General features: G+C 71.9%; 24 protein-coding genes. 13 read left to right on the top strand and 11 right to left on the bottom strand.

The window, feature by feature from the left end; translation table 11 throughout:
* Nucleotides 1-30: 30 nt before the first annotated feature.
* Nucleotides 31-360: a hypothetical protein gene (locus AOQ37_RS21850; RefSeq protein ID WP_062646285.1), complete on the bottom strand. Its 330-nt coding sequence runs from the start codon at nucleotides 358-360 to the stop codon at nucleotides 31-33.
* Nucleotides 361-458: 98 nt separating this feature from the next.
* Here AOQ37_RS21850 and AOQ37_RS21845 point away from each other — a divergent pair, with 98 nt between their 5' ends.
* A complete protein-coding gene (locus tag AOQ37_RS21845) occupies nucleotides 459-1,355 on the top strand; it encodes an oxygenase MpaB family protein (RefSeq protein WP_062646284.1) in 897 nt (298 codons plus the stop codon).
* 187 nt (nucleotides 1,356-1,542) lie between these two features.
* On the opposite strand, the gene AOQ37_RS21840 is transcribed toward AOQ37_RS21845, so the two are convergent.
* Entirely contained in the window at nucleotides 1,543-2,142 is a 600-nt protein-coding gene (locus AOQ37_RS21840) for a class I SAM-dependent methyltransferase (RefSeq protein WP_062646283.1), read from the bottom strand.
* Between the two features lie 152 nt (nucleotides 2,143-2,294).
* Here AOQ37_RS21840 and AOQ37_RS21835 point away from each other — a divergent pair, with 152 nt between their 5' ends.
* The 5 genes from AOQ37_RS21835 to AOQ37_RS21815 all read left to right on the top strand — a co-directional run bounded on the left by AOQ37_RS21835 (nucleotide 2,295) and on the right by AOQ37_RS21815 (nucleotide 7,416).
* Nucleotides 2,295-3,089, top strand: a complete 795-nt coding sequence (locus AOQ37_RS21835) for an MHYT domain-containing protein (RefSeq protein WP_062646282.1) — start codon at nucleotides 2,295-2,297, stop codon at nucleotides 3,087-3,089.
* Between the two features lie 42 nt (nucleotides 3,090-3,131).
* On the top strand, nucleotides 3,132-5,696 hold the full coding sequence (locus AOQ37_RS21830; protein WP_062646281.1) for a sensor histidine kinase: 2,565 nt from the start codon (nucleotides 3,132-3,134) through the stop codon (nucleotides 5,694-5,696).
* Nucleotides 5,693-6,130 carry a roadblock/LC7 domain-containing protein gene (locus AOQ37_RS21825; protein ID WP_062646280.1) on the top strand — a complete coding sequence of 146 codons (438 nt, stop codon included), beginning with the start codon at nucleotides 5,693-5,695 and terminating at the stop codon, nucleotides 6,128-6,130. The genes AOQ37_RS21830 and AOQ37_RS21825 overlap by 4 nt, the downstream gene beginning before the upstream one ends.
* Before the next feature lie 22 nt (nucleotides 6,131-6,152).
* Entirely contained in the window at nucleotides 6,153-6,563 is a 411-nt protein-coding gene (locus AOQ37_RS21820; RefSeq protein ID WP_062646571.1) for a DUF742 domain-containing protein, read from the top strand.
* A gap of 247 nt (nucleotides 6,564-6,810) precedes the next feature.
* Nucleotides 6,811-7,416 (top strand): GTP-binding protein, encoded by a 606-nt coding sequence (locus AOQ37_RS21815; protein WP_062646279.1) that lies wholly within the window; start codon nucleotides 6,811-6,813, stop codon nucleotides 7,414-7,416.
* Nucleotides 7,417-7,435: 19 nt separating this feature from the next.
* Here the strand turns inward: AOQ37_RS21815 and AOQ37_RS21810 are convergent, their stop codons facing one another.
* Entirely contained in the window at nucleotides 7,436-7,864 is a 429-nt protein-coding gene (locus tag AOQ37_RS21810; RefSeq protein ID WP_062646278.1) for a PPOX class F420-dependent oxidoreductase, read from the bottom strand.
* A gap of 105 nt (nucleotides 7,865-7,969) precedes the next feature.
* On the opposite strand from AOQ37_RS21810, the gene AOQ37_RS21805 reads away from it, so the two are divergent.
* A complete protein-coding gene (locus AOQ37_RS21805; protein ID WP_062646277.1) occupies nucleotides 7,970-8,383 on the top strand; it encodes a roadblock/LC7 domain-containing protein in 414 nt (137 codons plus the stop codon).
* A 137-nt stretch (nucleotides 8,384-8,520) separates the two neighbouring features.
* A complete protein-coding gene (locus AOQ37_RS21800) occupies nucleotides 8,521-9,435 on the top strand; it encodes a DUF6397 family protein (protein ID WP_062646276.1) in 915 nt (304 codons plus the stop codon).
* Between the two features lie 20 nt (nucleotides 9,436-9,455).
* On the opposite strand, the gene AOQ37_RS21795 is transcribed toward AOQ37_RS21800, so the two are convergent.
* Together AOQ37_RS21795 and AOQ37_RS21790 are read right to left on the bottom strand one after the other, a co-directional pair.
* Complete coding sequence (locus tag AOQ37_RS21795; protein ID WP_062646275.1) at nucleotides 9,456-10,322, bottom strand: acyl-CoA thioesterase; 867 nt, start codon at nucleotides 10,320-10,322, stop codon at nucleotides 9,456-9,458.
* 31 nt (nucleotides 10,323-10,353) lie between these two features.
* A complete protein-coding gene (locus AOQ37_RS21790) occupies nucleotides 10,354-12,867 on the bottom strand; it encodes a DEAD/DEAH box helicase (RefSeq protein WP_062646274.1) in 2,514 nt (837 codons plus the stop codon).
* A gap of 145 nt (nucleotides 12,868-13,012) precedes the next feature.
* Here AOQ37_RS21790 and AOQ37_RS21785 point away from each other — a divergent pair, with 145 nt between their 5' ends.
* The gene (locus AOQ37_RS21785; protein WP_062646273.1) at nucleotides 13,013-13,807 is read left to right on the top strand and encodes a metal-dependent hydrolase; all 795 of its coding nucleotides are present in this window, start codon (nucleotides 13,013-13,015) and stop codon (nucleotides 13,805-13,807) included.
* 83 nt (nucleotides 13,808-13,890) lie between these two features.
* Here the strand turns inward: AOQ37_RS21785 and AOQ37_RS21780 are convergent, their stop codons facing one another.
* From AOQ37_RS21780 to AOQ37_RS21765, 4 genes are all read right to left on the bottom strand, one after another.
* Nucleotides 13,891-14,148, bottom strand: a complete 258-nt coding sequence (locus tag AOQ37_RS21780) for a type B 50S ribosomal protein L31 (RefSeq protein WP_062646272.1) — start codon at nucleotides 14,146-14,148, stop codon at nucleotides 13,891-13,893.
* A 174-nt stretch (nucleotides 14,149-14,322) separates the two neighbouring features.
* Nucleotides 14,323-14,793, bottom strand: a complete 471-nt coding sequence (locus tag AOQ37_RS21775) for a DUF5709 domain-containing protein (protein WP_062646271.1) — start codon at nucleotides 14,791-14,793, stop codon at nucleotides 14,323-14,325.
* 351 nt (nucleotides 14,794-15,144) lie between these two features.
* A complete protein-coding gene (locus tag AOQ37_RS21770) occupies nucleotides 15,145-17,004 on the bottom strand; it encodes an ABC transporter ATP-binding protein (RefSeq protein ID WP_062646270.1) in 1,860 nt (619 codons plus the stop codon).
* Nucleotides 17,001-18,851: an ABC transporter transmembrane domain-containing protein gene (locus AOQ37_RS21765; protein WP_062646269.1), complete on the bottom strand. Its 1,851-nt coding sequence runs from the start codon at nucleotides 18,849-18,851 to the stop codon at nucleotides 17,001-17,003. Before AOQ37_RS21765 ends, AOQ37_RS21770 begins: the two co-directional genes overlap by 4 nt.
* A 292-nt stretch (nucleotides 18,852-19,143) precedes the next feature.
* Between AOQ37_RS21765 and AOQ37_RS21760 the strand changes: the two genes are divergently transcribed.
* Nucleotides 19,144-19,887: a L,D-transpeptidase family protein gene (locus AOQ37_RS21760; RefSeq protein WP_062646268.1), complete on the top strand. Its 744-nt coding sequence runs from the start codon at nucleotides 19,144-19,146 to the stop codon at nucleotides 19,885-19,887.
* Nucleotides 19,888-19,956: 69 nt separating this feature from the next.
* Here the strand turns inward: AOQ37_RS21760 and AOQ37_RS21755 are convergent, their stop codons facing one another.
* Nucleotides 19,957-20,520 (bottom strand): MarR family winged helix-turn-helix transcriptional regulator, encoded by a 564-nt coding sequence (locus AOQ37_RS21755; protein WP_062646267.1) that lies wholly within the window; start codon nucleotides 20,518-20,520, stop codon nucleotides 19,957-19,959.
* Nucleotides 20,521-20,613: 93 nt separating this feature from the next.
* Between AOQ37_RS21755 and AOQ37_RS21750 the strand changes: the two genes are divergently transcribed.
* Both AOQ37_RS21750 and mltG read left to right on the top strand, forming a co-directional pair.
* Nucleotides 20,614-22,416 (top strand): ABC transporter ATP-binding protein, encoded by a 1,803-nt coding sequence (locus AOQ37_RS21750; protein WP_062646266.1) that lies wholly within the window; start codon nucleotides 20,614-20,616, stop codon nucleotides 22,414-22,416.
* A gap of 53 nt (nucleotides 22,417-22,469) precedes the next feature.
* On the top strand, nucleotides 22,470-23,324 hold the full coding sequence (gene mltG, locus AOQ37_RS21745; RefSeq protein WP_062646265.1) for an endolytic transglycosylase MltG: 855 nt from the start codon (nucleotides 22,470-22,472) through the stop codon (nucleotides 23,322-23,324).
* Between the two features lie 54 nt (nucleotides 23,325-23,378).
* Here mltG and AOQ37_RS21740 read toward each other — a convergent pair whose 3' ends face one another.
* On the bottom strand, nucleotides 23,379-24,455 hold the full coding sequence (locus AOQ37_RS21740; RefSeq protein ID WP_062646264.1) for an NAD(P)-binding domain-containing protein: 1,077 nt from the start codon (nucleotides 24,453-24,455) through the stop codon (nucleotides 23,379-23,381).
* Between the two features lie 90 nt (nucleotides 24,456-24,545).
* On the opposite strand from AOQ37_RS21740, the gene AOQ37_RS21735 reads away from it, so the two are divergent.
* Nucleotides 24,546-24,968, top strand: coding sequence for a YjbQ family protein (locus AOQ37_RS21735; RefSeq protein WP_062646263.1), 423 nt, complete (start codon nucleotides 24,546-24,548; stop codon nucleotides 24,966-24,968).
* Nucleotides 24,969-25,018 lie beyond the last annotated feature (50 nt).

The raw sequence follows: 25,018 nt of genomic DNA, 5'->3' as shown, positions 1-25,018 counted from the left end.
CGAATCGACCGCCCGCGGAGGCCGGACGGGTCACGCCGACGGCAGCCCGAGGAGCGCACGAGCCACGGTACGGGGCGACTCGTCGCGCTCCCGGGCGAGCGCGATGACCGCGCGACAGGCCAGTTCGTTGACCCCGAAGGACAGCGCCTCCGGCGACACCCAGCCCGCCGCCTCGTCGATCCCCTCCTGATCGTCCTCCGCGCACGCCGACACGTAGGCGGCGGCCGCCTCGAACAGATTGTGCGTGCGCTTCGTGCCGCCCCGGGACTCCTTCTCGGAACGACCCTCCCCACCCGGGCGCGACCGCGCGCGCACCGCGTCGCGGAGCGTTCCGTAGGCCTTGTTGATCCTGTCGAACATGCCGACCGCCTTCCCCCGGCGTGGTTGCCCCGACCGATCGTTCATCTCCTTCTGTTCAACCTAGAGTTGGAGTTCCGGCGGCAGAAGGGGGCAGTGCGGTGAAGCGCTACGAGCGGCTGCGGCAGATCCTGCGGATGGACCCGTACGAGGACGCGTTCGAGATCTACCGACTCACCGCGGCGTACGAGTTCCCCTGGGACGTCACGCGCGCACTGGAACTGGCCCTCTACCGCACCTACGCCATACCGAGCATCGGGCGTCTGCTCGCCGAGACGGCGGAGCTCACGGACCGCGCCCAGAAACGCTACGACGACACCTCGCTCCTGCTCGACGCCGTCGTCGAGCACGGTTTCGACAGCGAGCAGGGCCGGACGGCCGTCCGGCGCATCAACCGGATGCACCGCTCCTACGACATCAGCGACGACGACATGCGGTACGTGCTCTGCACCTTCGTCGTGATGCCGAAGCGATGGATCGACGCCTATGGATGGCGCAGGCTGTCGCGCCACGAGATCGTCGCCTGCACCGTGCACTACCGCACCCTGGGCGAGCGCATGGGCATCAAGGACATCCCCGGGACCTATGAGGAGTTCGAGGCCTGTCTCGACGCCTACGAAAAGGCTCACTTCGCCTGGGACGAGGGGGCGCGGCGGGTCTCGGACGCGACCCTCGCCCTGATGGCCTCCTGGTACCCGGGGCCGCTGGCGCCCCTGCTGCGCAGAGCCACCCTCGCCCTGCTGGACGACCACCTGCTGACGGCGTTCCGCTACACCCCGCCGGGCCGCGCGACCCGGGTGCTGGTGCGGGCGGCGGTACGCGCGCGTGGACGCGCGGTACGGCTGCTGCCGCCCCGTCGCGCACCCCACCACGCGCGACAGAACCGGGAGATCAAGGGGTACCCGAACGGCTTCCGGCTGGAGGAGCTGGGCACCCGCCCGGTGCCCGGCGTCGGCGGCTGCCCCGTCCGGCACACGGGAGGGTCGGCCACCGAGTGAGGTGAGCGTGTCGCGCGGCCGGGCGAGTTCGGCCCGGACGTGGCCCGCGCGACGGTCCGCACACCGTTCCGAAACGTTTCCGCCCGATCCTCCGCCCGCAGCGGCCGGTCGCCCTCGCCAGAAGACACGCACCGGCGCCGGCGCGTTAGTGCGCTGGGAGGGCGGTCGTCAGGCGAGGCGTGAGCCCTCAGTTCTCCCGGACGGCGAGGGCCAGGAAGCGGTCGTCCTCGTCGGCGTACGACGTCATCCGCCAGCCCGAACCGGCCAGCAACGGGCGCAGATTGGGTTCCGCGCGCAGGTCCTCCGGGGTGAGTTGCCGTCCCTGACGGGCCGCGAGTGCTGCCCTGCCGATCGGGTGGAACAGCGCCAGCGTGCCGCCGGAGCGCACCACCCGTGCCAGTTCCCGCAGGTTCTCCTGCGGCCGGGGCAGATGGGCGACGAGGCCCGCCGCGAACACGGCGTCGAGCGATGCGGAGCGCAGGGGAAGCGCGGTGACGTCGGCGAGCAGCAGTCGCCCGGCGCGGTCGCGGCCGGCCCGTACGGCGGCCGTCAGCATGGCCGGGGTCAGATCCGCCCCGACGACCACTCCCGACGGGCCCACGGCCGCACGCAGCGGCGTCAGGGCCCTCCCGGTGCCGCAGCCCGCGTCCAGTACGCGGTCTCCCCGGCGCAGGCCGAGTTCGCCGACCGCGGCGGCGTAGGCGGGACCGTCGTCCGGGAAGCGGCTGTCCCAGTGCGCGGCCCGTGCGCCGAAGAACTCCTGAACGTGTGTGTGGTCGTCGCTCATGCTCCGCATGATCCCTCACTGACACGGACGACGCCTCGGTGCACACGTTCGAGCGTGACCCGATCGTTCCGACGCACTACTGCGCCACATTTCAACACCTTTCGAAATGCGCCCCCTTTGTGCTCCTGTGCCCCCACTAGCGTCCCGTGGCCATGGGACACCTGGACCACGCCGCCTTCGGCTGGCTGACCCCCGCGCTGTCGTACGTGATGGCCTGCGTCGGCGCCGCCCTCGGACTGCGCTGCACGATGCGCGCGCTCGGCGCCACCGGACGCTCGCGCCGCAACTGGCTGATCACCGCCGCCTCGGCGATCGGCACCGGAATCTGGACCATGCACTTCGTGGCCATGCTCGGCTTCGCCGTCAGCGGCACCGACATCCGCTACGACGTTCCGCTGACCGTGCTGAGCCTTCTCGTCGCCATGGTCGTCGTCTGCGCCGGCGTCTTCGCCGTCGGCTACAGCCGTGACCGCACGCGCGCGTTGCTGATCGGCGGCCTCACCACGGGGCTGGGGGTGGCCAGCATGCACTACCTGGGGATGGCCGCCGTCCGGCTGCACGCCGACGTGACCTACGACCCCGTACGTGTCGCACTGTCCGTCGTGATCGCCGTCGTCGCGGCGACCGCGGCCCTCTGGGCGGCGCTCAACATCAGGTCGCCGATCGCGGTCACCCTCGCCTCCCTCGTCATGGGCGCGGCCGTGAGCAGCATGCACTACACCGCGATGTTCGCGGTGAGCGTCCACGTCACACCGTCCGGCGAGGCACTGCCCGGGGCCACGGCGATGCAGTTCATCTTCCCCCTCGCCGTCGGCCTCGGCTCCTATCTCTTCCTGACCTCGGCCTTCGTCGCGCTGTCGCCCACCACCGGAGAGCGCGAGGCGTCCGCCTCGGCCCAGCGGCCGGGGGACACCCTCAACGTCCGACAACAGGCCCGGCCCGTCTGACGCGACCGGCCCGCCCCCGAACCCCTTCCGAGCGAGGAGGCCATGCGTACACCCCGTAGGACCCCCACGGCAGGCGCCGACGCGCCGCCCCCCACCCGCGGGCGCCGCGCCCACGCCGGACCTCCCGCCGACGAGGGCCCGGACGAGCGGAACGACCAGGACGACCCGTCCCCGGACGCGATACCCGCGCGCGCGGAGCGCTGGCACCTCAGGCCGCGCACCGTACGCGCCAAGATCGTCTGCCTGCTGATGGTGCCGGTCGTCTCCCTGCTCGCCCTGTGGGCGTACGCCACGGTCACCACCGCACAGGACGTCTCCGGGCTGCGCCAATTGCAGCGCGTCGACTCCCAGGTGCGCGCCCCCGTGGCCACCGCGGTGGCCGCCCTCCAGACCGAGCGGGCGGCCGCCGTACGCTACGCGACCGAGCCCGCCGCAGGGCAGGGCGGTGAGCTGAAGGCGCTCGCGGAACGCACGGACCAGGCGGTCGGCCGGCTGCGGCTCGGCGACGACAGCACGGTCGCCGACGCCCAGGAACTGCCCGCGGGAGTGGCCCAGCGGCTCGAGGCGTTCGTCTCCGGGGCGGAGGAGCTCTCCTCGCTGCGGACCGCCGTCCTCGACGGCAGCGCCGGCTGGGAGGAGACGTACGGCCGCTACACGAGCACGATCTCGGCGGCCTTCTCGGTCGGCGGCGCCCTCTCCGGAGTGCAGGACGCCGAACTCGGCTCGGACGCGCGGGTGCTGCTCGAGTTCTCCCGCGCGGGAGAGGCGCTGGCCCAGGAGGGCGTCGTGCTCGACGGCGCGCGCCTCGCCGGACGCCTCGAAGGGGAACGCCTCCGGCTGTTCACCGGCGCCGTGGACACCCGCCGCGCCCTGACGCAGGCGGCCGTCGCGGACCTGCGCGGGTCAGAACGCACCGCCTGGCAGCGTCTCGCCGCCGGCAGCGCCTACGCGGCCCTGTACGCCGCCGAGGACAAGGCCCTCGCCCAGGGGCCGGGCACGAAGGCGATCGCCGCCGCCCCCGCGAGCGTCTGGGACAAGGCCCACGCGCGCGTGCAGAACGGCATGCGGACGATCGAGGCGGACGCCGGACGCGGGGTCGCCGACCGCGCCGACCCGTTCGGCCGAGGAATGCTCACCTCGGCCGGAGCCGCCGTCCTGCTGGGTCTCGCGGCCGTCGTCGCCTCCCTCGTCATCTCCGTGCGCATCGGCCGCGGACTCGTCGTGGAACTGGTCAGCCTGCGCAACAGCGCCCTGGAGATCGCCCGGCGCAAACTCCCGGAGGCCATGCGGAAACTGCGCGCGGGGGAGGAGATCGACATCCGGGCCGAAGCGCCGCCGGGACCCCCCTCGGAGGACGAGACCGGCCAGGTCGCCCAGGCCCTGGGCACCGTGCACCGCGCGGCACTGCGGGCCGCCATGGAACGCGCCGAACTCGCCAGCGGCATCTCCGGGGTGTTCGTCAACCTCGCCCGCCGCAGCCAGATCCTCGTCCACCGTCAGCTGAGCCTCCTGGACAGCATGGAGCGCCGCTCCGACGATCCGAACGAGCTGAGCGACCTCTTCCGGCTCGACCACCTCACCACCCGCATGCGGCGCCACGCGGAGAGCCTGATCATCCTCTCCGGGGCGGCACCCGGCCGGGCCTGGCGGATGCCGGTCTCCCTGACCGACGTCGTCCGTGCCGCCGTCTCCGAGGTCGAGGACTACGCGCGCGTGGAAGTACGGCAGCTCCCTCAGGCAGCCGTCATCGGCACCGCCGTAGCAGACCTGACCCACCTGCTCGCCGAACTCGTCGAGAACGCCGCCCAGTTCTCGCCCCCGCACACGCGTGTGCGGGTCACCGGCGAACCCGTGGGCAACGGCTACGCCGTCGAGGTCGAGGACCGTGGCCTGGGGATGGGCAAGGAGACCTTCACCGAGGCCAACCGGCGCATCGCGCAGTCGGAGACGCTCGACCTGTTCGACAGCGACCGGCTCGGCCTGTTCGTGGTCAGCCGGCTCGCCGCACGCCACGGCATCAAGGTCCACCTGCGGACCTCGCCCTACGGCGGCACCACCGCGGTGGTCCTGCTGCCGACGGCGCTGCTGCACAGCGGCAAGCCGGAACGTTCCGCCCAGGAGGTGCCGGACACCGGGCAGCGGCCCGAGGAACGCGTGTACGCGCGCGTGTCCGCCGCGGAGGACCGGCACAGCGCCGACCGGCGGCAGGAAGCCGTCCCCGCCTCCGCCGACCGCCCCGCGCTGGTGGCCCCGGTACGCGCCGCCCCCGTACGGGCGGCCGCCGAGCCGGCGGCCGCCGAACCGCCGCCCCCCGGAGTCACCGCCTTGCGCCTGCACCGCCCCCCGGACGACGCCGAAGGATCCGACGACCTCCCGCGCCGGGTACGGCAGGCCAGCCTCGCCCCCCAGCTGCGCAGGCCGCTCGCCGAGGAACCGGCCCGGCCGCCCGGCCCGCGCGGCGACGAGGAGCGCACCCCCGAGCTCATACGGAACCGCATGTCCGCCTACCGGGAGGGCTGGGCGCGCGGCGGCGGCAGGCAGCCCGGCCACGGAACCGTCCCAGAACCCGAAGCGGGCGGCGACAGCAGCGAAGGAGACCCCAGATGATCCAGGACCCGAGCCCCAGGTCCGCCCAGCGGTCCGGCGAACTCGACTGGCTGCTGGACGACTTGGTGATGCGCGTGAGCGAGGTACGGCACGCCGTGGTGCTGTCCAACGACGGACTCGCCGTCGGTGCCTCGACCGACCTGAGAAGGGAGGACGCCGAGCACCTCGCCGCCGTCGCCTCCGGCTTCCACAGCCTCGCCAAGGGCGCGGGCCGCCACTTCGGCGCCGGTGGAGTGCGCCAGACCATGGTGGAGATGGACGAAGGCTTCCTGTTCGTGGCCGCCGCGGGCGACGGATCCTGCCTGGCCCTCCTCACCGCCGTGACCGCCGACATCGGCCTCGTGGCGTACGAGATGGCACGGCTGGTCAAGCGGGTCGGCGAGCACCTCTACACGGCGCCACGGCTCTCCGCCCGCCCGCCCGCCGCCGGATGAGGCCGGAGAGCGACGCGTGCAGATGACCGAGGACATGACCGGCACCCCGCGAGAGCCGGGCAGCCAGTGGTACGACAGCGAAGCCGGCCCGCTCGTCCGTCCGTACGCCATGACGGGCGGGCGGACGAAGCCGGGTCCCACCGGAGTGCGCTTCGACCTGATAGCGCTCGTCACCCTGGACCCGGCCGCGCCGGGCACGGACGGCATGGCGCTCGGACCGGAACACCGCGCCCTCCTCGGCCTCTGCCGCACGGAGACCCAGTCCGTCGCCGAACTCTCGGCGGGCGCGGATCTCCCGGTGGGCGTGGTCCGGGTGCTCCTCGGCGACCTGCTGGAACTCGGCTGCGTCACCGTCAGCCGCCCGGTCCCGCCCGCCCAGCTGCCCGACGAACGGATTCTGCGCGAGGTGATCGAGGGCCTTCGCGCGCTCTAGACGAACCCCGGGACGGACCTGGACGCGTACCGACCCCCGCCCGCCGACTCGTGCGCGCCTTCGGACACCGAACGCACAAGACTCGGTCACATCGGGCAGATAGCGGTCGAACCCCTCGTAAAGGGACCGCAGTTGTCATGATGCTGACTTCGCACCCGGCGCCGAGACCCCGCGCGACCGCCGCGCCCGGCCACGGCCTCCCGCAACCGACCTCGACCGTTGCCGACACTCCCGAGAGAAGTGATCCATGGTCTCCGAACAATCCGACACCACGGGCGGCGACACGGCTCCCCTGGCGCTGAAGATACTGGTCGCCGGCGGGTTCGGCGTGGGCAAGACCACCATGGTGGGCGCGGTCAGCGAGATCAAGCCGCTGCGCACCGAGGAACTGCTCAGCGCGGCCGGACAGACCGTCGACGACACCGACGGCGTGGACCAGAAGGTCACGACGACCGTGGCCATGGACTTCGGCCGGATCACCATCCGTTCCGGCCTCTCCCTCTATCTGTTCGGCACCCCCGGCCAGGACCGCTTCTGGTTCCTGTGGGACGAGCTGTCACAGGGGGCCCTGGGCGCCGTGGTCCTCGCCGACACCCGGCGTCTGGAGGACTGCTTCCCCGCCGTCGACTACTTCGAGCACCGGCACATCCCGTTCGTGGTGGCCGTCAACTGCTTCGTGGGCAGCCGGACCTACGGCGCCCAGGACGTCTCGCGCGCCCTCGACCTCGACAGCGGCACGCCCGTCGTCCTGTGCGACGCCCGGGACCGCGCCTCGGGGAAGGAGGTGCTGATCCGGCTCGTCGAGTACGCCGGGCGGATGCACACCGCCCGGCTGCTCGACTCGGTGGGCTGACGCGCCCCCGCCGGTCCGGTCAGTCCGCGATGCGCTTCTGCGCCAGGACCTTGTCGACGGTGACCCGCACGAGCAGTTCGCCCGGAACCCCGTTGCGGGCACCGAACTCCTCGGCGCGCTCGTCACCCATGTACCGCGCGGCGATCCGGGTCGCCCACCGCCGGAGCTCGTCCGGGTCCTCCGAGATACGGGCCCGGCCCCGCAGCACCACGTAGTCGAAGGGCGGCCGGTCGTCGTCCACGCACAGGGCGACCCGGCCGTCCCGCGCCAGATTGCGCCCCTTCACCGTGTCCCTGCCGGTGTTGAACACCACCTCGTCCCCGTCGAGCAGGAACCACACCGGTGCCACGTGCGGACTGCCGTCGGCCCGGACGGTGGACAGCTTGCCGGTGCGGGTTCCGTGCGCGACGAAGGCCCGCCATTCCTCATCGGTCATCTTCTGTGCCATGCCGCCATCCTCCTTGCTCCCGCGGCCGCTCCTGGGGAAGGCTGGCGGGCAGATTCTCCGGCGAGGCCGGGGATCGCACGGGGACCGTCACACGGGGAGCGGGACATGGCGCAGAAGCAGGGACTGGCCTGGCTGTTGGACGACCTGACCGAGCGCGTCGAACACGTCCGGCACGCGCTCGTCCTGTCCAACGACGGGCTGGTGGCGGGGGCGAGCACGGGTCTGCTCCAGGAGGACGCGGAGCATCTCGCCGCTGTCTCGTCCGGACTGCACAGCCTGGCGAAGGGATCAGGGCGGCACTTCGGCGCGGGCCGGGTACGCCAGACGATGATCGAGTTCGACGACGCGGTGCTGTTCGTCACCGCCGCTGGCACCGGCAGTTGTCTGTGCGTCCTCAGCGAGGCGGAGGCCGACATGGGGCAGATCGCCTACGAGATGACCCTGCTCGTCAACCGGGTCGGAGAGCACCTGACCGTGGACGCCAGGCAACCCGACCGCGCACCACTGGAAGATCTCTGACCTGCGGTTCTGTCTCTCCCCGTGGAGTTGTCCACAGGCTCGCACCGCTGTCGGCGGTTCCGGCTACGGTTTTTTCCGAGGCCACCGCGACCGTGCGGGCCCGCTGTACTCCGATTCGCTCCACGGGGGAGACGACCATGTCCGGCAACACCGTCACACGACCACACTCAGCTTCCTTCGCCCCGAGCCGGGCAGCGCGGGAACTGGAGCTGAAACGAAGCGAGTTCGACCTCGCCGTGCACCTCGGGCGGGTCAGGACCGTGCCCGACGACGGCGGAGGGGGCCGCCGGGTGCCGCGGGCGGAGATCGAACGTCTGCGGGCGGACCCCCGTTTCCCCGAAACGCTGCGCGCGGGCGTGCTGGCCGTGGGGACCGGCGAGGCCGCCGCGATCCTGGGCGTGCCCCCGGCCCGGTTCACCCGCCTCGCGCGCCTGGGACTGGTGGTGCCCGTCAGGTTCTACCTGAACCGCTACCGGGTCGTCGTCTGGCTCTATCTCGCCGACGAGCTGAGGCAGTTCGCCACCGAAGGGACCAACGCCTTCCTGCTGACCGGTCGCACACCCGAGGTGCTGCGCAGTCAGCTGGCCGCCGGCGTCGACCTGCGGCCCCGCAACTGGCGGGGACGCCACCTGGGCTTCCTGCACCGGCAGGCCGACGGCCCCTGGCAACGCGCCGGAGCGCTGGCCGCGTTCCTCGACCCGCTCCAGGTCGCGGAGATCGTCAGGGACCCCTACGAACGCTCCCACCTGAACAGGTTCCGGCCCGGACCCCCGGCCCACGCCACCCCCGGCACACCGGCCGCGCAGCTCATCGAGAAGATCACGACAGCCGACGCCCCCGACGAGATCGACTGGCTGCGGTACGACCTGGAACGCACCGTCGACGAGGCGCGAGCCGAGCAGCCCGCGCCACGGCCCTCCCCGAAACCGGCCCCGAAGCGGTCGGCCGCGCCGTCGGAACCGCCCGGCTCACCCGGCCCGCCCGGCTCACCCGGTGAGCCCGACCGGCCGAATCGCGGGCTGCTGACCTGGCTGCGCCGCCGCGGCGGGTGACGCGCCGGATCCACAGCGCCCTACAGCGCCCGGAACAACCCCTCCTGGACGACGGACACCAGCAGGCGCCCCTCCAGGTCGTAGATCCGGCCACGGGCCAGCCCGCGCCCCCCGGTCGCGATCGGCGACTCCTGGTCGTACAGGAACCACTCGTCCGCGCGGAACGGACGGTGGAACCACATCGCGTGGTCCAGCGACGCCATGTCGAAGTTGCGCGGACCCCACAAGGGCTCGACCGGGAGACGGACGGCGTCCAGGAGGGTCATGTCACTGGCGTAGGTGAGCGCGCAGGTGTGGACGAGCGGGTCGTCACCCAGCGGTCCGACCGCGCGCATCCACACCGCGCTGCGGGGCTCCGCCCCCTTGACGTCCTCGGCGCTCCAGCGCAACGGCTCCGCGTACCGGATGTCGAAGGGCTGGCGGCGCGCCATCCGCTCCAACTGCTCCGGCAACGCGCCCAGATGCTCGCGGATCTCCTCGACGACCGTCGGCAGCGACTCCGGGTCCGGCACCTCGCGGGCCGGCGGCAGCTGGTGCTCGAAGGGACCTTCCTCAGGCTTGTGAAAGGAGGCGGTGAGATTGAAGATCGTGCGCCCCTGCTGCACGGCGGTGACCCGGCGGGTCGTGAAGGACCGCCCGTCCCGCACCCGTTCGACCTGGTACACGATGGGCACACCCGGCCGGCCCGGCCGCAGGAAGTACGCGTGCAACGAGTGCACGGGCCGGTCCCCTTCGGTGGTGCGGCCGGCGGCGACCAGCGCCTGGCCCGCCACCTGGCCGCCGAAGACCCGCTGGAGGGACTCCTGCGGGCTGCGGCCGCGGAAGATGTTGACCTCGATCTGCTCGAGGTCGAGCAGATCGACGAGCCTCTCGGCCGGATTCGTCATCGGTGCGCTTCTCCTGTGCCCTCTTCGGTACTCACAACTGGCCGACGGTGGTGACGCGGACGACCGCGCGGCCCTCGGCGTCGGAGGCCGTGAGGTCGACCTCCGCGCTGATGCCCCAGTCGTGGTCGTCGTTCGGGTCGTCGAAGATCTGCCGCACCCGCCACAGGGCGTTCTGCGGCTCCTCCTGGATGATGAGCAGCTTGGGGCCTCGGGCGTCCGGGCCGGTGCCGAGGTCGTCGTACTCGTCCCAGTACTTGTCCATCGCCTCGCCCCAGGCGTCGGCGTCCCAGCCGGACTCGCCGTCCAGCTCGCCGAGTTCGTCGACGTGGTCGAGGGCCGCGAGTTCGACACGGCGGAACATCGCGTTGCGGACCAGGACCCGGAAGGCACGCGCGTTGGCCGTGACCGGCTTGACCTCGTCGGCCTTCTCCTGGGCCTCCTCGGCGGTCATCTCCGCCGGGTTGGCGAGCTGCTCCCACTCGTCCAGGAGGCTGGAGTCCACCTGGCGCACCATCTCGCCCAGCCACTGCACCAGGTCCTGGAGATCCTCCGACTTGAGGTCGTCCGGGACGGTGTGGTCCAGGGCCTTGTAGGCGCCGGCCAGGTACCGCAGCACGATGCCCTCGGTGCGGGCCAGTTCGTAGTGGGACACCAGCTCGGTGAAGGACATCGCCCGCTCGTACATGTCACGGATGACGGACTTCGGCGACAGCGGATGGTCGCCGACCCACGGGTGGCTCTTGCGGTAGGTGTCGTACGCGTGGAAGAGCAGCTCCTCCAGGGGCTTCGGGTACGTGACGTCCTGGAGGCGCTCCATCCGCTCCTCGTACTCGACGCCGTCCGCCTTCATCGCGGCCACCGCCTCACCGCGCGCCTTGTTCTGCTGCGCGGCGAGGATCTGGCGCGGGTCGTCCAACGTGGATTCCACGACGGAGACCATGTCGAGAGCGTAGGAGGGCGATTCCGGGTCGAGGAGCTCGAACGCCGCCAGCGCGAAGGTGGACAGCGGCTGGTTCAGCGCGAAGTCCTGCTGGAGGTCGACGGTGAGGCGGACGACGCGGCCGGTGGCGTCCGGTTCGTCGAGCTTCTCGACGACCCCGCCGTCCAGCAGCGAGCGGTAGATCGCGATCGCGCGCCGGATGTGCCGAAGCTGCTGCCTGCGCGGCTCGTGGTTGTCCTCGAGCAGGTGCCGCATCGCCTCGAAGGCGTTGCCCGGCCGGGCGATCACCGAGAGCAGCATGGTGTGCGTGACCCGGAAGCGGGACGTCAGCGGCTCCGGGTCGGACTCGATGAGCTTGTCGAACGTGTTCTCCGTCCAGCCCACGAAACCTTCGGGCGCCTTCTTGCGTACCACCTTGCGGCGCTTCTTCGGGTCGTCACCGGCCTTGTTGAGGGCCTTCTCGTTCTCGATCACGTGCTCGGGAGCCTGCGCCACCACCAGACCCGCCGTGTCGTAGCCGGCCCGGCCGGCCCGGCCCGCGATCTGGTGGAACTCACGGGCCCGCAGGGTACGCACCCGGTTGCCGTCGTACTTGGTCAGCGCCGTGAACAGCACGGTGCGGATGGGCACGTTGACGCCCACGCCGAGCGTGTCCGTACCGCAGATCACCTTCAGCAGACCGGCCTGGGCGAGCTTCTCCACCAGGCGCCGGTACTTGGGCAGCATGCCGGCGTGGTGGACGCCGATGCCGTGCCGCACGTAGCGCGAGAGGTTCTGGCCGAACTTCGTGGTGAAGCGGAAGTTGCCGATCAGGTCGGCGATCCGTTCCTTCTCCTCGCGCGAGCACATGTTGATGCTCATCAGCGCCTGCGCCCGTTCCACCGCCTGCGCCTGCGTGAAGTGCACGATGTAGACGGGCGCCTGCCTAGTGACCAGCAGATCGCTGAGCGTCTCCGTCATCGGGGTGTACCGGTACTCGTAGGACAGCGGCACCGGCCGGGTCGCCGAGCGGACCACCGACGTCGGACGGCCGGTGCGCCGGGCCAGGTCCTTCTCGAAGAACGACACGTCGCCGAGCGTGGCCGACATCAGCACGAACTGCGCCTGCGGCAGCTCCAGGATGGGGATCTGCCACGCCCAGCCGCGGTCGCCCTCCGCGTAGAAGTGGAACTCGTCCATGACGACCTGGCCGACGTCCGCGTTCCGGCCGTCGCGCAGGGCGATCGAGGCGAGCACCTCGGCCGTGCAGCAGATGACCGGGGCGTCGGAGTTCACGGACGCGTCGCCGGTCAGCATGCCGACGTTCTCCGTGCCGAAGATCTTGCACAGCTCGAAGAACTTCTCCGACACCAGCGCCTTGATCGGAGCCGTGTAGAAGGTGACCTCGTCACGGGCCAGCGCCGCGAAGTGCGCGGCGGCCGCGATCATGCTCTTGCCGGAGCCGGTGGGCGTGGACACGATCACGTTCGCCCCGGAGACCACCTCGATCAGCGCCTCCTCCTGGTGGGGGTAGAGCGTCAGACCACGCTCCTGCGCCCAGGACTCGAAGGCTTCGTACAGGGCGTCGGGATCTGCGGTCGGGGGCAACTGATCGATGAGGGTCACGCCCCCATCTTGCCTGCCCTCGCCTCCGATGGGGGAATCGGCTGCCGGCCCGAAGATCACGACCGCTACGCTGTGTCGCCGACGGAGCGTCAACGCACCCGGTCAACTGGACAGCGGCAAACGAGGAACAGGGCGGGCACCGGCCATGATGGGACCAGCACACTCACTGTCGGGCGCGGCCGCCTGGCTCGGCGTCGGTGCGGCCGCGGCCGCCGCCGGGCACACGATGCCCTGGCCCGTCCTGCTCGCGGGTGCGCTGATCTGCGCCGGAGCAGCGCTCGCCCCGGATCTCGACCACAAGGCCGCCACCATCTCGCGCGCCTTCGGACCCGTCTCGCGCTGGCTGTGCGAGATCGTCGACAAGCTCTCCTACGCCGTCTACAAGGGCACGCGGAAGCAGGGCGACCCGCGCCGCTCCGGAGGTCACCGCACCCTGACGCACACCTGGCTGTGGGCCGTCATGATCGGCGCGGGCTCCTCGGCACTGGCGATCACCGGTGGCCGCTGGGCTGTCCTCGGGCTGCTCTTCGTGCACATGGTGCTGGCGATCGAGGGGCTGCTGTGGCGGGCGGCCCGGGGATCGAGCAGCGATGTGCTGGTGTGGCTGCTGGCCGCGACCAGCGCCTGGATCCTCGCCGGTGTCCTGGACAAGCCCGGCCAGGGTTCGCACTGGCTGTTCACGGACCCGGGCCAGCAGTACCTGTGGCTGGGGCTGCCGATCGTGCTGGGCGCCCTGGTGCACGACATCGGCGACGCCCTGACCGTCTCGGGCTGCCCGGTCCTGTGGCCCATCCCGATCGGGCGCAAGCGCTGGTACCCGATCGGTCCGCCCAAGGCTATGCGGTTCCGGGCCGGCAGCTGGGTCGAGCTGAAGGTGCTGATGCCCGTCTTCATGGTGCTCGGGGGAGTGGGCGGCGCGGCCGCGCTCAACTACATCTGACGAACGACGACACGACGGATGCGGCCGACGGTGGCGGTGGTGGTAGTGGCGGTGGTCGCGTTGGCGGTGGTGACCGCACCGGGTCAGGTCATCGCCCCGCCGTCGCCGTAGCGCCGCTCGAAGCGGGCGACCCGGCCCTCCGCGTCCACGGTGCGCGCCTTGCCGGTGTAGAAGGGGTGGCTCTCGGAGGAGATCTCCACGTCCACCACCGGGTAGGTCTCGCCGTCGTCCCACTCGATGGTCTGCTCGCTGGTGGCGGTGGACCGGGTCAGGAAGGCGTAGCCGGCGGTCCGGTCGCGGAACACGACCGCGTGGTAGTCGGGCTGCTTGTCCTGCTGCATGAGGACTCCTCGTGCGCTGGCGGTGGCGATGGCGGCGTTGGCAGTGGTGGGGGCAGTGGCGGTGGTGGCGGTGGTGGCCGTTCGAGCGGCGCGGACGGCGCGGGTCGCACTGACGGCGCCGATGACGCCGATGCGCCGGGAACCGCCCTGGCGGCCGTGGCGGCCCGGGCCGGGTCAGCCGGACAGGGCGTCCTCGTCGACGATGTGCATCGCGGCCTCCTCGGCGGAGGCCGCCGCGCCGTCGATGCCCACGTCGGTGGCGACCAGTGCGCTCTCCTCGTCCTCGTGGGCTCCCTCGTCCGGTGCCACGAGCCTGCCGGAGCGGGCGGAGCCGACCTCGTTGTCGAGGAGTTCCCCGTCGGTGCCGTCGCAGTCGCCGAGGCCGTCGCCGTCCGGCGCGCCGAGCTCGGGGTTCTCCTCCGCGAGCCGCTGGTCCAGGGTCTCGCCCCGTCGGCGCTCCGCGGCGGTCACACCGTCGTGCTCGACCGCCCAGGGGCGTTCTGGAGGGGACCAGCCGCGGTCGAGGGGGTCCTCGACGCCGTCGTTCTCGAGCGTGTCCTCGGTGTCGAGCAGTCCCGAGTCCTCCTGGATGTCGGACGCGTCGGGCTGGTAGACGTCGTCCCCCCATCCGTCGGCACTGTTCACGGGTACCTCCAGGGGGTGTCGGCCCCGTTCTCATCGCGGTCGGCGGCGGGGTGCCGTCGCACGGGGCACCGGTCGGGCGCGGTGTGTTCCGGAGGGATCCCGACTGCCTTCCGCGCGGGTGCCGCTCTCCAGCGTTCCACTCCGCTTCGGGACCGCGCAACGCCAGAGCGCGCTCGAAGGCGGGGTCGGGCCGTCCGCGAGCGGTCGCGAAGGCCCGGACCGGAGGTCGCCCCCGCCCCCGTGGCAGGCGGTCCGCCACCCCGTGCGGAGGCAGCCGAGAGTGCCTCCGAACCCGGGCCGGCCCGAGCACGAGCCCGGGCCGGCGGCGTCGCGTCGCCGACTCCTCGCGCGTCAGCCGTGCCAGGACCGCCAGAGTGCCGCGTACGCTCCGTCGGCCGCGACGAGCTCGGTGTGGCTGCCCAGCTCGCTGATGCGGCCGTTCTCGACGACGGCGATGACGTCGGCGTCGTGGGCGGTGTGCAGACGATGGGCGATCGCGACGACGGTGCGGCCGTCCAGGACACGGGCGAGGGACCGTTCCAGATGGCGGGCGGCACGCGGGTCGAGCAGCGAGGTCGCCTCGTCCAGCACCAGCGTGTGCGGGTCGGCCAGGACCAGCCGGGCCAGGGCGATCTGCTGGGCCTGCGCCGGGGTGAGCGTGACGCCGCCGGAGCCGACCTCGGTGTCGAGGCCGTCGTCCAGGGCCAGGGCCCAGCCGTCCGCGTCGACCGCGCCCAGTGCCGCCCAGAGCTCGGCCTCCTCGGCGTTCACGGCGCCCTCCTCGGCCCTCGGGGCCGTCGGGGCCGTCGGGGCATCCCGGCCCTGGCCCTGGCGCAGTCGCGCGTCGGGGAGCGCGAGCCGGAGGTTGTCGCGCAGGGAACCCACGAAGACGTGGTGCTCCTGGTTCACGAGCGCCACATGGGAGCGGACCCGTTCCGCCGTCATCCGCGACAGCTCGGCGCCGCCGAGGGTGATCCGGCCGTCGCGCGGCGCGTAGATCCCGGCCAGCAGCCGCCCCAGCGTGGACTTCCCGGCCCCCGAGGGTCCGACCAGGGCCAGCCGGGTGCCGGGGGAGACCTCCAGGGTCACCTGGCGCAGCACGTCGACGCCCTCCCGGTAGCCGAAGTGGACCCGGTCCGCGTGCACGTCGTGGCCGTCCGGCACGAGCCCGGAGTCCCCGCCGTCCGGCTCGATGTCCCGCACTCCGACCAGGCGGGCCAGCGACACCTGGGCCACCTGGAGCTCGTCGTACCAGCGCAGGATGAGGTTCACCGGGTCGACGAGCATCTGCGCCAGCAGCGCGCCCGTCGTCAGCTGACCGACGTCGATCCAGCCCTTCAGCACGAACGCTCCGCCGAGCATGAGGACCGAGCCGAGCACCGTGACATGCACCATGTTGATGACCGGGAACAGCACCGACCGCAGCCACAGCGTGTAGCGCTCCCAGGCGGTCCACTGCCGGATGCGCCGCTCGGAGAGCTCGACGCGGCGGTCGCCCAGCCGGTGGGCCTCCACGGTGTGGCCGGCGTCCACGGTCTCGGCGAGGGCCGCGGCCACGGCGGCGTATCCGGCGGCCTCCGAGCGGTAGCCGGCCGGAGCCCGCTTGAAGTACCAGCGGCACCCGGCCACCAGCAGCGGGACCGCGACCAGCACGGCGGGAGCCAGCGGCGGCGCCGTGACGACGAGCCCGCCGAGCAGCAGCAGGGCCCACATCACGCCGATCGTCAGCTGGGGCACCGCCTCGCGCATCGCGTTGGCCAGCCGGTCGATGTCGGTGGTGATGCGGGACAGCAGGTCACCCGTACCGGCTCGCTCCAGCACCCCCGGCGGCAGCCGCACCGAACGTACGAGGAAGTCCTCGCGCAGGTCGGCCAGCATCCGCTCACCCAGCATCGCGCCGCGCAGCCGCACCTGCCGTACGAAGGCGGCCTGGACGACCAGGGCGAGCACGAACAGCGTGGCGACGAGCCCGAGGTGGACCTCGCGCGCGCCGTCCGACAGCCGCTCCACGAGGTCGCCGAGCAGCCACGGACCCACCATCGAGGCGACGGTGGCGACGGTGTTCACGAGCAGGAGGAGGAGAAAGGCGCGGCGGTGCCGACGCAGGAGTTCGGCCACGTAGGCGCGTACGGTCGCGGGGGCGCCGACGGGCAGCGTGTTCGCCGTCGTCGGTGCCGCCGGGTCGTAGGCGGGCGGCGCCACGCCGATCATGCGGTCTCCTCGATCTCTTCGCGTTCGATCTCTTCGAGCCGGTCGTCTTCCAGGCCCTCCGACACACCGCTCAGGGAGGCCTTTTCTTCCTTCGAGGCCTCGGCCGACGCGGCTTCCTCGTCGGTCTCCCTGGTGACCACGGCCCGGTACCGGGGTTCGGAGCGCAGCAGTTCACGGTGCACGCCCGCCGCGACGGCCTCGCCCTCGTGCACGAGCACGACCCGGTCGGCGCGGTCGAGCAGCAGGGGGGACGAGGTGAACACCACCGTCGTGCGCCCCGCCCGCAGTTCACGCAGGCCGTCGGCGATCCGCGCCTCGGTGTGCGAGTCGACGGCGGAGGTGGGCTCGTCCAGGACGAGGACCTCGGGGTCCGTGTACAGCGAGCGGGCCAGCGCCAGCCGTTGCCGCTGGCCGCCGGAGAGGGACCGGCCGCGCTCGGTGATACGGGCGTCCATCGGGTCGTCGGCGTCCAACGATCCCTGCACGAGCGCGTCGAGGACGTCCCCGCACTGGGCGGCGGCCAGCGCCGTACCCGCGGTTACCGCACCCGAGGCCGGCACGTCGAGCAGGTTCCGCAGGGAACCGGACAGCAGCACCGGGTCCTTGTCCTGGACGAGGACCGAGGTGCGCGCGGAGTCCAGCGGCAGCTCGTTCAGCGGGACCCCGCCGAGCAGGACCGAAGGGCTCGCCTCCGGGGGATGCCCGCCCAGCCGCTCCGCGAGCCTTCCGGCCGCGTCCGGGTCGCCGCACACCACGGCGGTGAGCCGGGCGGTCGGGGCGAGCAGCCCGGTGGCGGGGTCGTACAGATCGCCCGAGGGTACGTCGGCCGCGCGGGAGCCGCCGATGTCGGTGGCGCGCTCCAGGGACAGCACCCGGGCGGCGCGTCTGGCCGACGGGCGCGAGAAGGAGTACGCCATCGCGATCTCCTCGAAGTGCCGGAGAGGATAGGCCAGGACCAGGACGGAGCTGTAGACCGTGACCAGTTCACCGACGCTGATGCGGCCCTCGTGGGCCAGATGGACGCCGTAACAGACGACCGTGATCAGCAGCAGCCCGGGCAGCAGCACCTGGATGGCGCTGATCAGCGACCACATGCGAGCGCTGCGCACGGCCGCGTGCCGGACCTCCTGCGAGGCGCTGCGGTAGCGGTCGAGGAACAGTTCCTCGCCGCCGATCCCGCGCAGCACCCGCAGGCCCGCCACGGTGTCCGAGGCGAGTTCGGTGGCGCGTCCGGCCTTCTCGCGCTGGACGTCGGCGCGCCGCGTCGCCGCGGGCAGCAGGGGCAGCACCGCGAGCGCGAGGACGGGCAGGCCCACGGCGACCACGACGCCGAGCGCGGGCTGGTAGACGACCAGGCCCACGCAGACCAGCAGGACCGTGAGGGCGGCGGCGGTGAAGCGGGACACGGCCTCCACGAGCCAGCCGATCTTCTCGACATCGCCCGTGGAGACGGCCACGACCTCGCCGGCAGCGACCCGCCGGGTCAGTGCCGAGCCGAGCTGCGAGGCCTTGCGGGCGAGCAGTTGCTGCACCCGGGCGGCGGCGGTGATCCAGTTGGTGACGGCGGCGCGGTGCAGGAAGGTGTCCCCGATCGCGGTGGCCGCGCCGCACAGGGCCATCACCCCGCCGGTGAGGGCGAGCCGGGTACCGGAACGGTCGACGACGGCCTCGATGGCGAACCCGACGCAGAACGGCTGCGCCGAGACGGCGACGAAGTGCAGCAGGCCCCAGGCCAGGGACTTGAGCTGGCCGCCCAGCTGGTTGCGGCCGAGCCACCACAGGAAGCGCGGCCCCGAGCGGGCGTCCGGCACGCCGGGGTCGGGGTACGGAAGGTCTTGGATCTGCATGACGTCCCAGTGGCTCGAGTCAGGGGGAGGAGGAGAAGGAGACGAGGGGGAGGGGGAGGGGAGGAGAGGGGAGGGGCAGGAGAGGGGCAGGGGAAGGCGGCGGGTGGGCAGGGGCGGCGGACGGACGAAAAGGTGCGCGGCGAGCGGCAACAAACCGTGCAAGGTTCGCGTCGCAGCGTGGTCAGAATCAACCGGTTTTCGGTGGCGACGGCGGGATCCGGCAGCCGTCCGACACGGCCCGGATGTCCGGAACATGGCGCTGACGCCCGGAAAGCGGTGCGAGCATGGGCCGATGCGACCTGGCTCTGTGCGGCGCGTGGGAGTCGCACCGGTGATCTGCGGCCTTCTCCTCGCCGCCCTGTCCGCGTGCGGTGGTGCGGCCGCGCGAAACGGGACTGACGGTACGTCGGGGGTGGCCGCCGGGAGCGGCGGGACCTCGTCCAGCAAGGTCGCGGCGACCGGCCTCCCGGGTGTCGGCGACCGGTGGCAACGGCGGATCCCCGCTGCCTCACGCCAGGTCGTGGCGGTGTACGGCGACGGGAAGGACTCCGCGGAGGCCACCGTCGTGTTCTACGCCGGAAGGGGAGCGGACTGGAAGCGGGTCCGCAGCTGGCGGGGACACAACGGCAGGAAGGGCTGGACCACCGAGCACCGCGCCGGGGACAAGCGCAGTCCGATCGGCGTGTTCACGCTCACCGACGCGGGCGGTGTCCTGGCCGATCCCGGCACCCGATTGCCGTACACACGGTCCGCCTCCTTCGCGGCGCCGCGCTGGTGGGCGAGGTCGCACCGGCACGACTTCGACTACGTCATCGCCATCGACTACAACCGTGTCAGGGGCGTCCCGCCGAACGACCCTGCGCGGCCCGAAGGCGAGGCGAAGGGTGGCGGGATCTGGCTGCACATGGACCACGGCAGCGGCACGTCGGCCTGCGTCAGCCTGTCCGGAGCGGCGATGGAGTACCTGCTGCGCACCCTCGACCCGGATCGGCATCCTGTCGTGGTCATGGGGGACAGGACAGCGCTGAAGGCATAGCGCCCGCGGCGGAGGGGCGTCCTCGCGGGGAGCGGACTCCCCATGGAGCACCCGCCGTGAGAAGCAGGTTCAGCAGGTACGCCCCCGCGCCTGCCCATGCCCGTCCCCCTGCCGGTCCGGATGCCCGTCCCCATGTCCATGCCCAGGTCCGTGCCCGTGCCGCTGCCCGGGCTTCTGTCCGTGCTCGGCCGTTCGGTCCGCTGTCCCGTCCACCAGCGCGTCCAGCAACGTGCTCAGCACCTGGCGTTCGAGGTCCGTGAGCGGATCGAGGATCTCCTCGGCGGCGGACACCCGCGCGCCCCGGAGCCGGCGCAGGGCCTTGCGGCCCTCCTCCGTCAGCTCGATCCGGATCACCCGCCGGTTGGTGGGGTCCGGCACCCGCCGCACCATGTCGCTCCCCTCCAGCCCGTCGACCAGGGTCGTGACGGCCCGGGGCACCACCTCGAGCCGCTCGGCGAGGTCGGCCATGCGCGGCGGCGAGTCGCAGTGCGCCAGCGTGCGCAGCAACCGGGCCTGGGCCGGGGTGACGCCGAGCCCGCTCCGCTCCAGATGGTGCTTCTGGATGCGGTGCACCCGGCGCGTCAGCCGCAGCAACTGCTCGGCGAGCAGGCTGTCGGATTCGGGGGTGGTCATACGGGAACAATATCAGGACGCCGTTCATTGTGAGTATAGGTAACAATGAGCTATGCTCCGTCAGTCCTCACCGTCTCACCCTCCGTAGGAGCCATGCCCCGCGATCACATCGAATGGACCCCCTCGCCCGGCGCCTCATCCGAACAGCCCCGGCAGGTGCGCCGCATCCTCACGCTCTTCAAGCCCTACCGCGCCCGGCTCGCGGTCGTCGGCCTGCTGGTCGCCGCCGCCTCGCTGGTCACCGTCGCCACCCCGTTCCTGCTGAAGGAGACGCTGGACGTCGCCATTCCCCAGGGGCGCACCGGCCTGCTCACCCTCCTCGCCCTCGGCATGATCCTCAGCGCGGTCCTGAGCGGTGTCTTCGGTGTCCTTCAGACGCTGATCTCCACCACGGTCGGCCAGCGCGTCATGCACGACCTGCGGACGGCCGTCTACGACCGCCTCCAGCGGATGTCCCTCGCCTTCTTCACCCGCACGCGCACCGGCGAGGTGCAGTCCCGCATCGCCAACGACATCGGCGGCATGCAGGCCACCGTCACCTCCACCGCCACCTCGCTGGTCTCCAACTTCACCAGCGTGGTCGCCACCATCATCGCGATGGTCGCCCTCGACTGGCGGCTGACCGTCGTCTCGCTGCTCCTGCTGCCGGTGTTCGTGTGGATCAGCCGCCGCGTGGGCAACGAACGCAAGAAGATCACCACCCAGCGTCAGAAGCAGATGGCGGCGATGGCCGCCACGGTCACCGAGTCGCTGTCGGTCAGCGGCATCCTGCTCGGCCGCACCATGGGCCGCTCCGACTCCCTCACGCGGTCCTTCGCCGACGAGTCCGAGCAGTTGGTCGACCTCGAGGTGCGGTCGAACATGGCCGGGCGCTGGCGCATGGCCGTCATCGGGATCGTCATGTCCGCCATGCCGGCGGTCATCTACTGGACCGCGGGCCTGGCCCTCCAGTTCGGCGGCACCGATGTCTCGCTCGGCACGATCGTCGCCTTCGTCTCGCTCCAGCAGGGCCTGTTCCGCCCTGCGGTCAGCCTGCTGTCGACCGGCGTGCAGATCCAGACCTCGCTCGCCCTCTTCCAGCGCATCTTCGAGTACCTCGACCTGCCCGTCGACATCATCGAGCGGGAGAACCCGGTCCGTCTCGACCAGATCAAGGGCGAGGTCCGCTTCGAGGACGTGGCGTTCCGGTACGACGACAAGGGCGGCCCCGTCCTCGACGGCATCGACATCGTCGTCCCCGCGGGCGGCAGCCTCGCGGTGGTCGGCCCGACCGGCGCGGGCAAGTCCACCCTGGGCTACCTCGTGCCCCGTCTGTACGACGTGACGGGCGGCCGGGTCACCCTCGACGGCGTCGACGTCCGGGACCTGGACTTCGACACCCTCGCGCGCGCGGTCGGCGTCGTCTCGCAGGAGACGTACCTCTTCCACGCCACGGTCGCCGACAACCTGCGCTTCGCCAAGCCGGACGCCACCGACGAGGAACTGCACACGGCCGCGCGCGCGGCGCAGATCCACGACCACATCGCCGCCCTGCCCGACGGCTACGACACGGTGGTCGGTGAGCGAGGCCACCGGTTCTCCGGGGGTGAGAAGCAGCGGCTGGCCATCGCCCGCACCATCCTGCGCGACCCGCCGGTGCTGATCCTCGACGAGGCGACCAGTGCCCTCGACACCCGCACCGAACAGGCCGTCCAGGAGGCCATCGACGCGCTCTCGGCCAACCGCACGACGCTCACCATCGCCCACCGGCTGTCCACCATTCGGAGTGCCGACCAGATCGTGGTCCTCGACTCCGGTCAGGTGGCCGAACGCGGTACGCACGAGGAGCTATTGGAGCGGAACGGCCGGTACGCGGCTCTGGTGAGACGGGACGCCCGTCTGGAGCCGACAAGATGACAGTATGGCAAGTCGTGTCGGCTTTGTGATGATATGAGGGTTACCGTGCCCGCATGCAGATGAACACTCCGCCACGGAGCACGATTCGACTGACGCGCCGGGGCCGTCTCGTCCTCATCGCGACCGGAGCCTTCGTGGCCGGCACCGCCGTGGCGGTGCCGCTGCTGAGCCTGGACCGACCGCAGGAGAAGCCGAAACCGGCGACCCTGGTCATCCCGGAGGGCTGGCGTGCGAGCCAGGTCTACGCAGCCGTCGACAAGGCGCTCGCCCTGCCGCCCGGCACCACCGGGAACGCGTTGCCGAAGGCCGGGCTGAAGCTGCCGAGCGAAGCGGAGGGCAACCCGGAGGGCTACCTCTTCCCGGCGACGTATCCGCTGACGGGGAAGGCGACGCCGCAGTCGCTGCTCTCGTACATGGTCGACACCGCCAACAAGAAGTTCAACGCGGCCCCGACGGCGGCCGGCGCCCAGCGCAACGCCATGAACGTCTATCAGACGGTCACCATCGCCAGCCTCGTACAGGCCGAGGCCGCCACCAAGGCGGACATGGGCAAGGTGGCCCGGGTCGTGTTCAACCGCCTCGAGCGCGGGATGCCGTTGCAGATGGACTCCACCATCAACTACGCGCTGAACCGCTTCACCTTGAAGACGACGGAGAGCGACACCAGGGTCGAGAGCCCCTACAACTCCTACCAGCGCATGGGGCTGCCGCCGACGCCGATCGACAACCCCGGTGAGGAGGCGCTGCGCGCCGTCCTCAGTCCGACCCCGGGCGACTGGCTGTACTTCGTCACGGTCAAGCCCGGCGACACACGCTTCACGGCGAACTACGCGGAACACCAGCGCAACGTCGCCGAGTTCAACCGCAACCAGCAGAGCCCGAAGAGCCGGTCGGCGGCCGCCGGATGACCCGGCTGGGCATCGGGCGGGACATCGGGCAGGCATCAGGCGTGAGGCAGGGCATCAGACGGCGACCGCGTCCTCCGCGAGCAGCCGCCTGATGTCCCGTACGGCCATGCGGCCGGCCCGGTTGGCGCCGATGGTGCTGGCCGACGGCCCGTAGCCGACGAGATGGACGCGCGGATCGGCGACGGCACGCGTGCCCTCGACCCGGATCCCGCCGCCCGGCTCACGCAACCGCAGCGGCGCGAGATGGTCGATGGCGGCCCGGAACCCGGTCGCCCAGAGGATGACATCGGCGTCGACCCGCCGCCCGTCGTCCCACTCCACGCCGTCCGCGGTGATCCGGTCGAACATGGGCAGCCGGTCCAGCACCCCGTCGGCGAGTCCCTGCCGGATCGCGTCGTTGAGCGGCAGACCCGTCACGGACACCACACTCCTCGGCGGCAGCCCCTGCCGCACCCGCTCCTCCACGAGGGCGACGGCCGCGCGGCCCGCGTCCTCGTCGAAGGGCCCCTCGCGGAAGACGGGGGGCCGCCGTGTCACCCAGGTGGTCCGTGCCGCGTACGGCGCGATCTCCAGCAGATGCTGGGTACCGGACGCGCCACCGCCCACCACGACGACCCGCAGCCCGGCGAACGCCTCGGGGCCCGGATATCCCGCGGTGTGCACCTGCCGGCCGCGGAAGGTCTCCTGGCCGGGGTAGTGCGGCCAGAACGGCCGGTCCCAGGTGCCGGTGGCGTTGATCAGGGCCCGCGTCGACCACGTACCGTCGGAGGTCTCGACGAGCAGTCGCCCGGCGCTGCCCTCCCGCACGGCCCGTACCTCCACAGGCCGCCGTACCCGCAGGTCGAAGGCCTGCTCGTAGGCGGCGAAGTACTCGGCGACGACCTCGGACGACGGACGGTCGGGGTCCGCGCCCGTCAGCTCCATACCGGGCAGCGCGTGCATCCCGTGCACCTTGCCGTACGTGAGCGAGGGCCACCGGAACTGCCAGGCGCCGCCGGGGGCGGGGGCGTGGTCGAGCACCACGAAGTCGCGCTCCGGCTCGAAACCGGTGCGCCGCAGGTGATAGGCGCCGGCCAGACCCGCCTGGCCCGCGCCGATGACGACCACCTCGACCTCACGCAAGTTGTTCACGCTTCTACCAACGGCGGGGTCGGCGTGGATCTTCCCGGCCGGACGGTGGGATCGGGCGGGCGACCCGGCGGATGGGTCAGGATGGGAGGCATGTCAGATGCGTTCACCACCCGAGTCCTGCACATCGCCTCAGGCTCCCGGGAGAGGGTCGTCGACCTCACCGGGGACTGCGAGGCGTTCCTGCGCGAAGTCGCCGCCGGTCGTGGCGGCCTGCTGAACATCTTCGTCCCGCACGCCACGGCCGGGATCGCGATCATCGAGACGGGCGCCGGAAGCGACGACGACCTCCTGGCCGCTCTGCACACCCTGCTGCCCGCCGACGACCGCTGGCAGCACCGGCACGGCAGCCCCGGCCACGGCCGCGACCACGTCCTGCCGGCCTTCGTCCCGCCCCACGCGACGCTGCCCGTCGTCGACGGCAGGCTGGAACTGGGCACCTGGCAGTCGGTGTGCCTGGTGGACACCAACAAGGACAACCCCGACCGTCAGGTGCGGCTGAGTTTCCTGGGCTGATACGTCCCGATCCCGAAGGGCGGTCCCCGCTGGGCTAGAGTCTCGCCTCA

Origin of the sequence: Streptomyces maremycinicus (assembly GCF_001184025.1) — a bacterium.
GTDB lineage: Bacteria > Actinomycetota > Actinomycetes > Streptomycetales > Streptomycetaceae > Streptomyces > Streptomyces maremycinicus.
Note: the sequence above shows the minus strand (reverse complement) of the source record. Positions and strands in the feature narration are given on the sequence as shown.

Coding starts and splice junctions, on each gene's coding strand:
- AOQ37_RS21850 (WP_062646285.1), bottom strand. CDS start 360: ATGTTCGACAGGATCAACAAGGCCTACGGAACGCTCCGCGACGCGGTG.
- AOQ37_RS21840 (WP_062646283.1), bottom strand. CDS start 2,142: ATGAGCGACGACCACACACACGTTCAGGAGTTCTTCGGCGCACGGGCC.
- AOQ37_RS21835 (WP_062646282.1), top strand. CDS start 2,295: ATGGGACACCTGGACCACGCCGCCTTCGGCTGGCTGACCCCCGCGCTG.
- AOQ37_RS21830 (WP_062646281.1), top strand. CDS start 3,132: ATGCGTACACCCCGTAGGACCCCCACGGCAGGCGCCGACGCGCCGCCC.
- AOQ37_RS21825 (WP_062646280.1), top strand. CDS start 5,693: ATGATCCAGGACCCGAGCCCCAGGTCCGCCCAGCGGTCCGGCGAACTC.
- AOQ37_RS21820 (WP_062646571.1), top strand. CDS start 6,153: ATGACCGAGGACATGACCGGCACCCCGCGAGAGCCGGGCAGCCAGTGG.
- AOQ37_RS21815 (WP_062646279.1), top strand. CDS start 6,811: ATGGTCTCCGAACAATCCGACACCACGGGCGGCGACACGGCTCCCCTG.
- AOQ37_RS21810 (WP_062646278.1), bottom strand. CDS start 7,864: ATGGCACAGAAGATGACCGATGAGGAATGGCGGGCCTTCGTCGCGCAC.
- AOQ37_RS21805 (WP_062646277.1), top strand. CDS start 7,970: ATGGCGCAGAAGCAGGGACTGGCCTGGCTGTTGGACGACCTGACCGAG.
- AOQ37_RS21800 (WP_062646276.1), top strand. CDS start 8,521: ATGTCCGGCAACACCGTCACACGACCACACTCAGCTTCCTTCGCCCCG.
- AOQ37_RS21795 (WP_062646275.1), bottom strand. CDS start 10,322: ATGACGAATCCGGCCGAGAGGCTCGTCGATCTGCTCGACCTCGAGCAG.
- AOQ37_RS21785 (WP_062646273.1), top strand. CDS start 13,013: ATGATGGGACCAGCACACTCACTGTCGGGCGCGGCCGCCTGGCTCGGC.
- AOQ37_RS21780 (WP_062646272.1), bottom strand. CDS start 14,148: ATGCAGCAGGACAAGCAGCCCGACTACCACGCGGTCGTGTTCCGCGAC.
- AOQ37_RS21770 (WP_062646270.1), bottom strand. CDS start 17,004: ATGATCGGCGTGGCGCCGCCCGCCTACGACCCGGCGGCACCGACGACG.
- AOQ37_RS21765 (WP_062646269.1), bottom strand. CDS start 18,851: ATGCAGATCCAAGACCTTCCGTACCCCGACCCCGGCGTGCCGGACGCC.
- AOQ37_RS21760 (WP_062646268.1), top strand. CDS start 19,144: ATGCGACCTGGCTCTGTGCGGCGCGTGGGAGTCGCACCGGTGATCTGC.
- AOQ37_RS21755 (WP_062646267.1), bottom strand. CDS start 20,520: ATGACCACCCCCGAATCCGACAGCCTGCTCGCCGAGCAGTTGCTGCGG.
- AOQ37_RS21750 (WP_062646266.1), top strand. CDS start 20,614: ATGCCCCGCGATCACATCGAATGGACCCCCTCGCCCGGCGCCTCATCC.
- mltG (WP_062646265.1), top strand. CDS start 22,470: ATGCAGATGAACACTCCGCCACGGAGCACGATTCGACTGACGCGCCGG.
- AOQ37_RS21735 (WP_062646263.1), top strand. CDS start 24,546: ATGTCAGATGCGTTCACCACCCGAGTCCTGCACATCGCCTCAGGCTCC.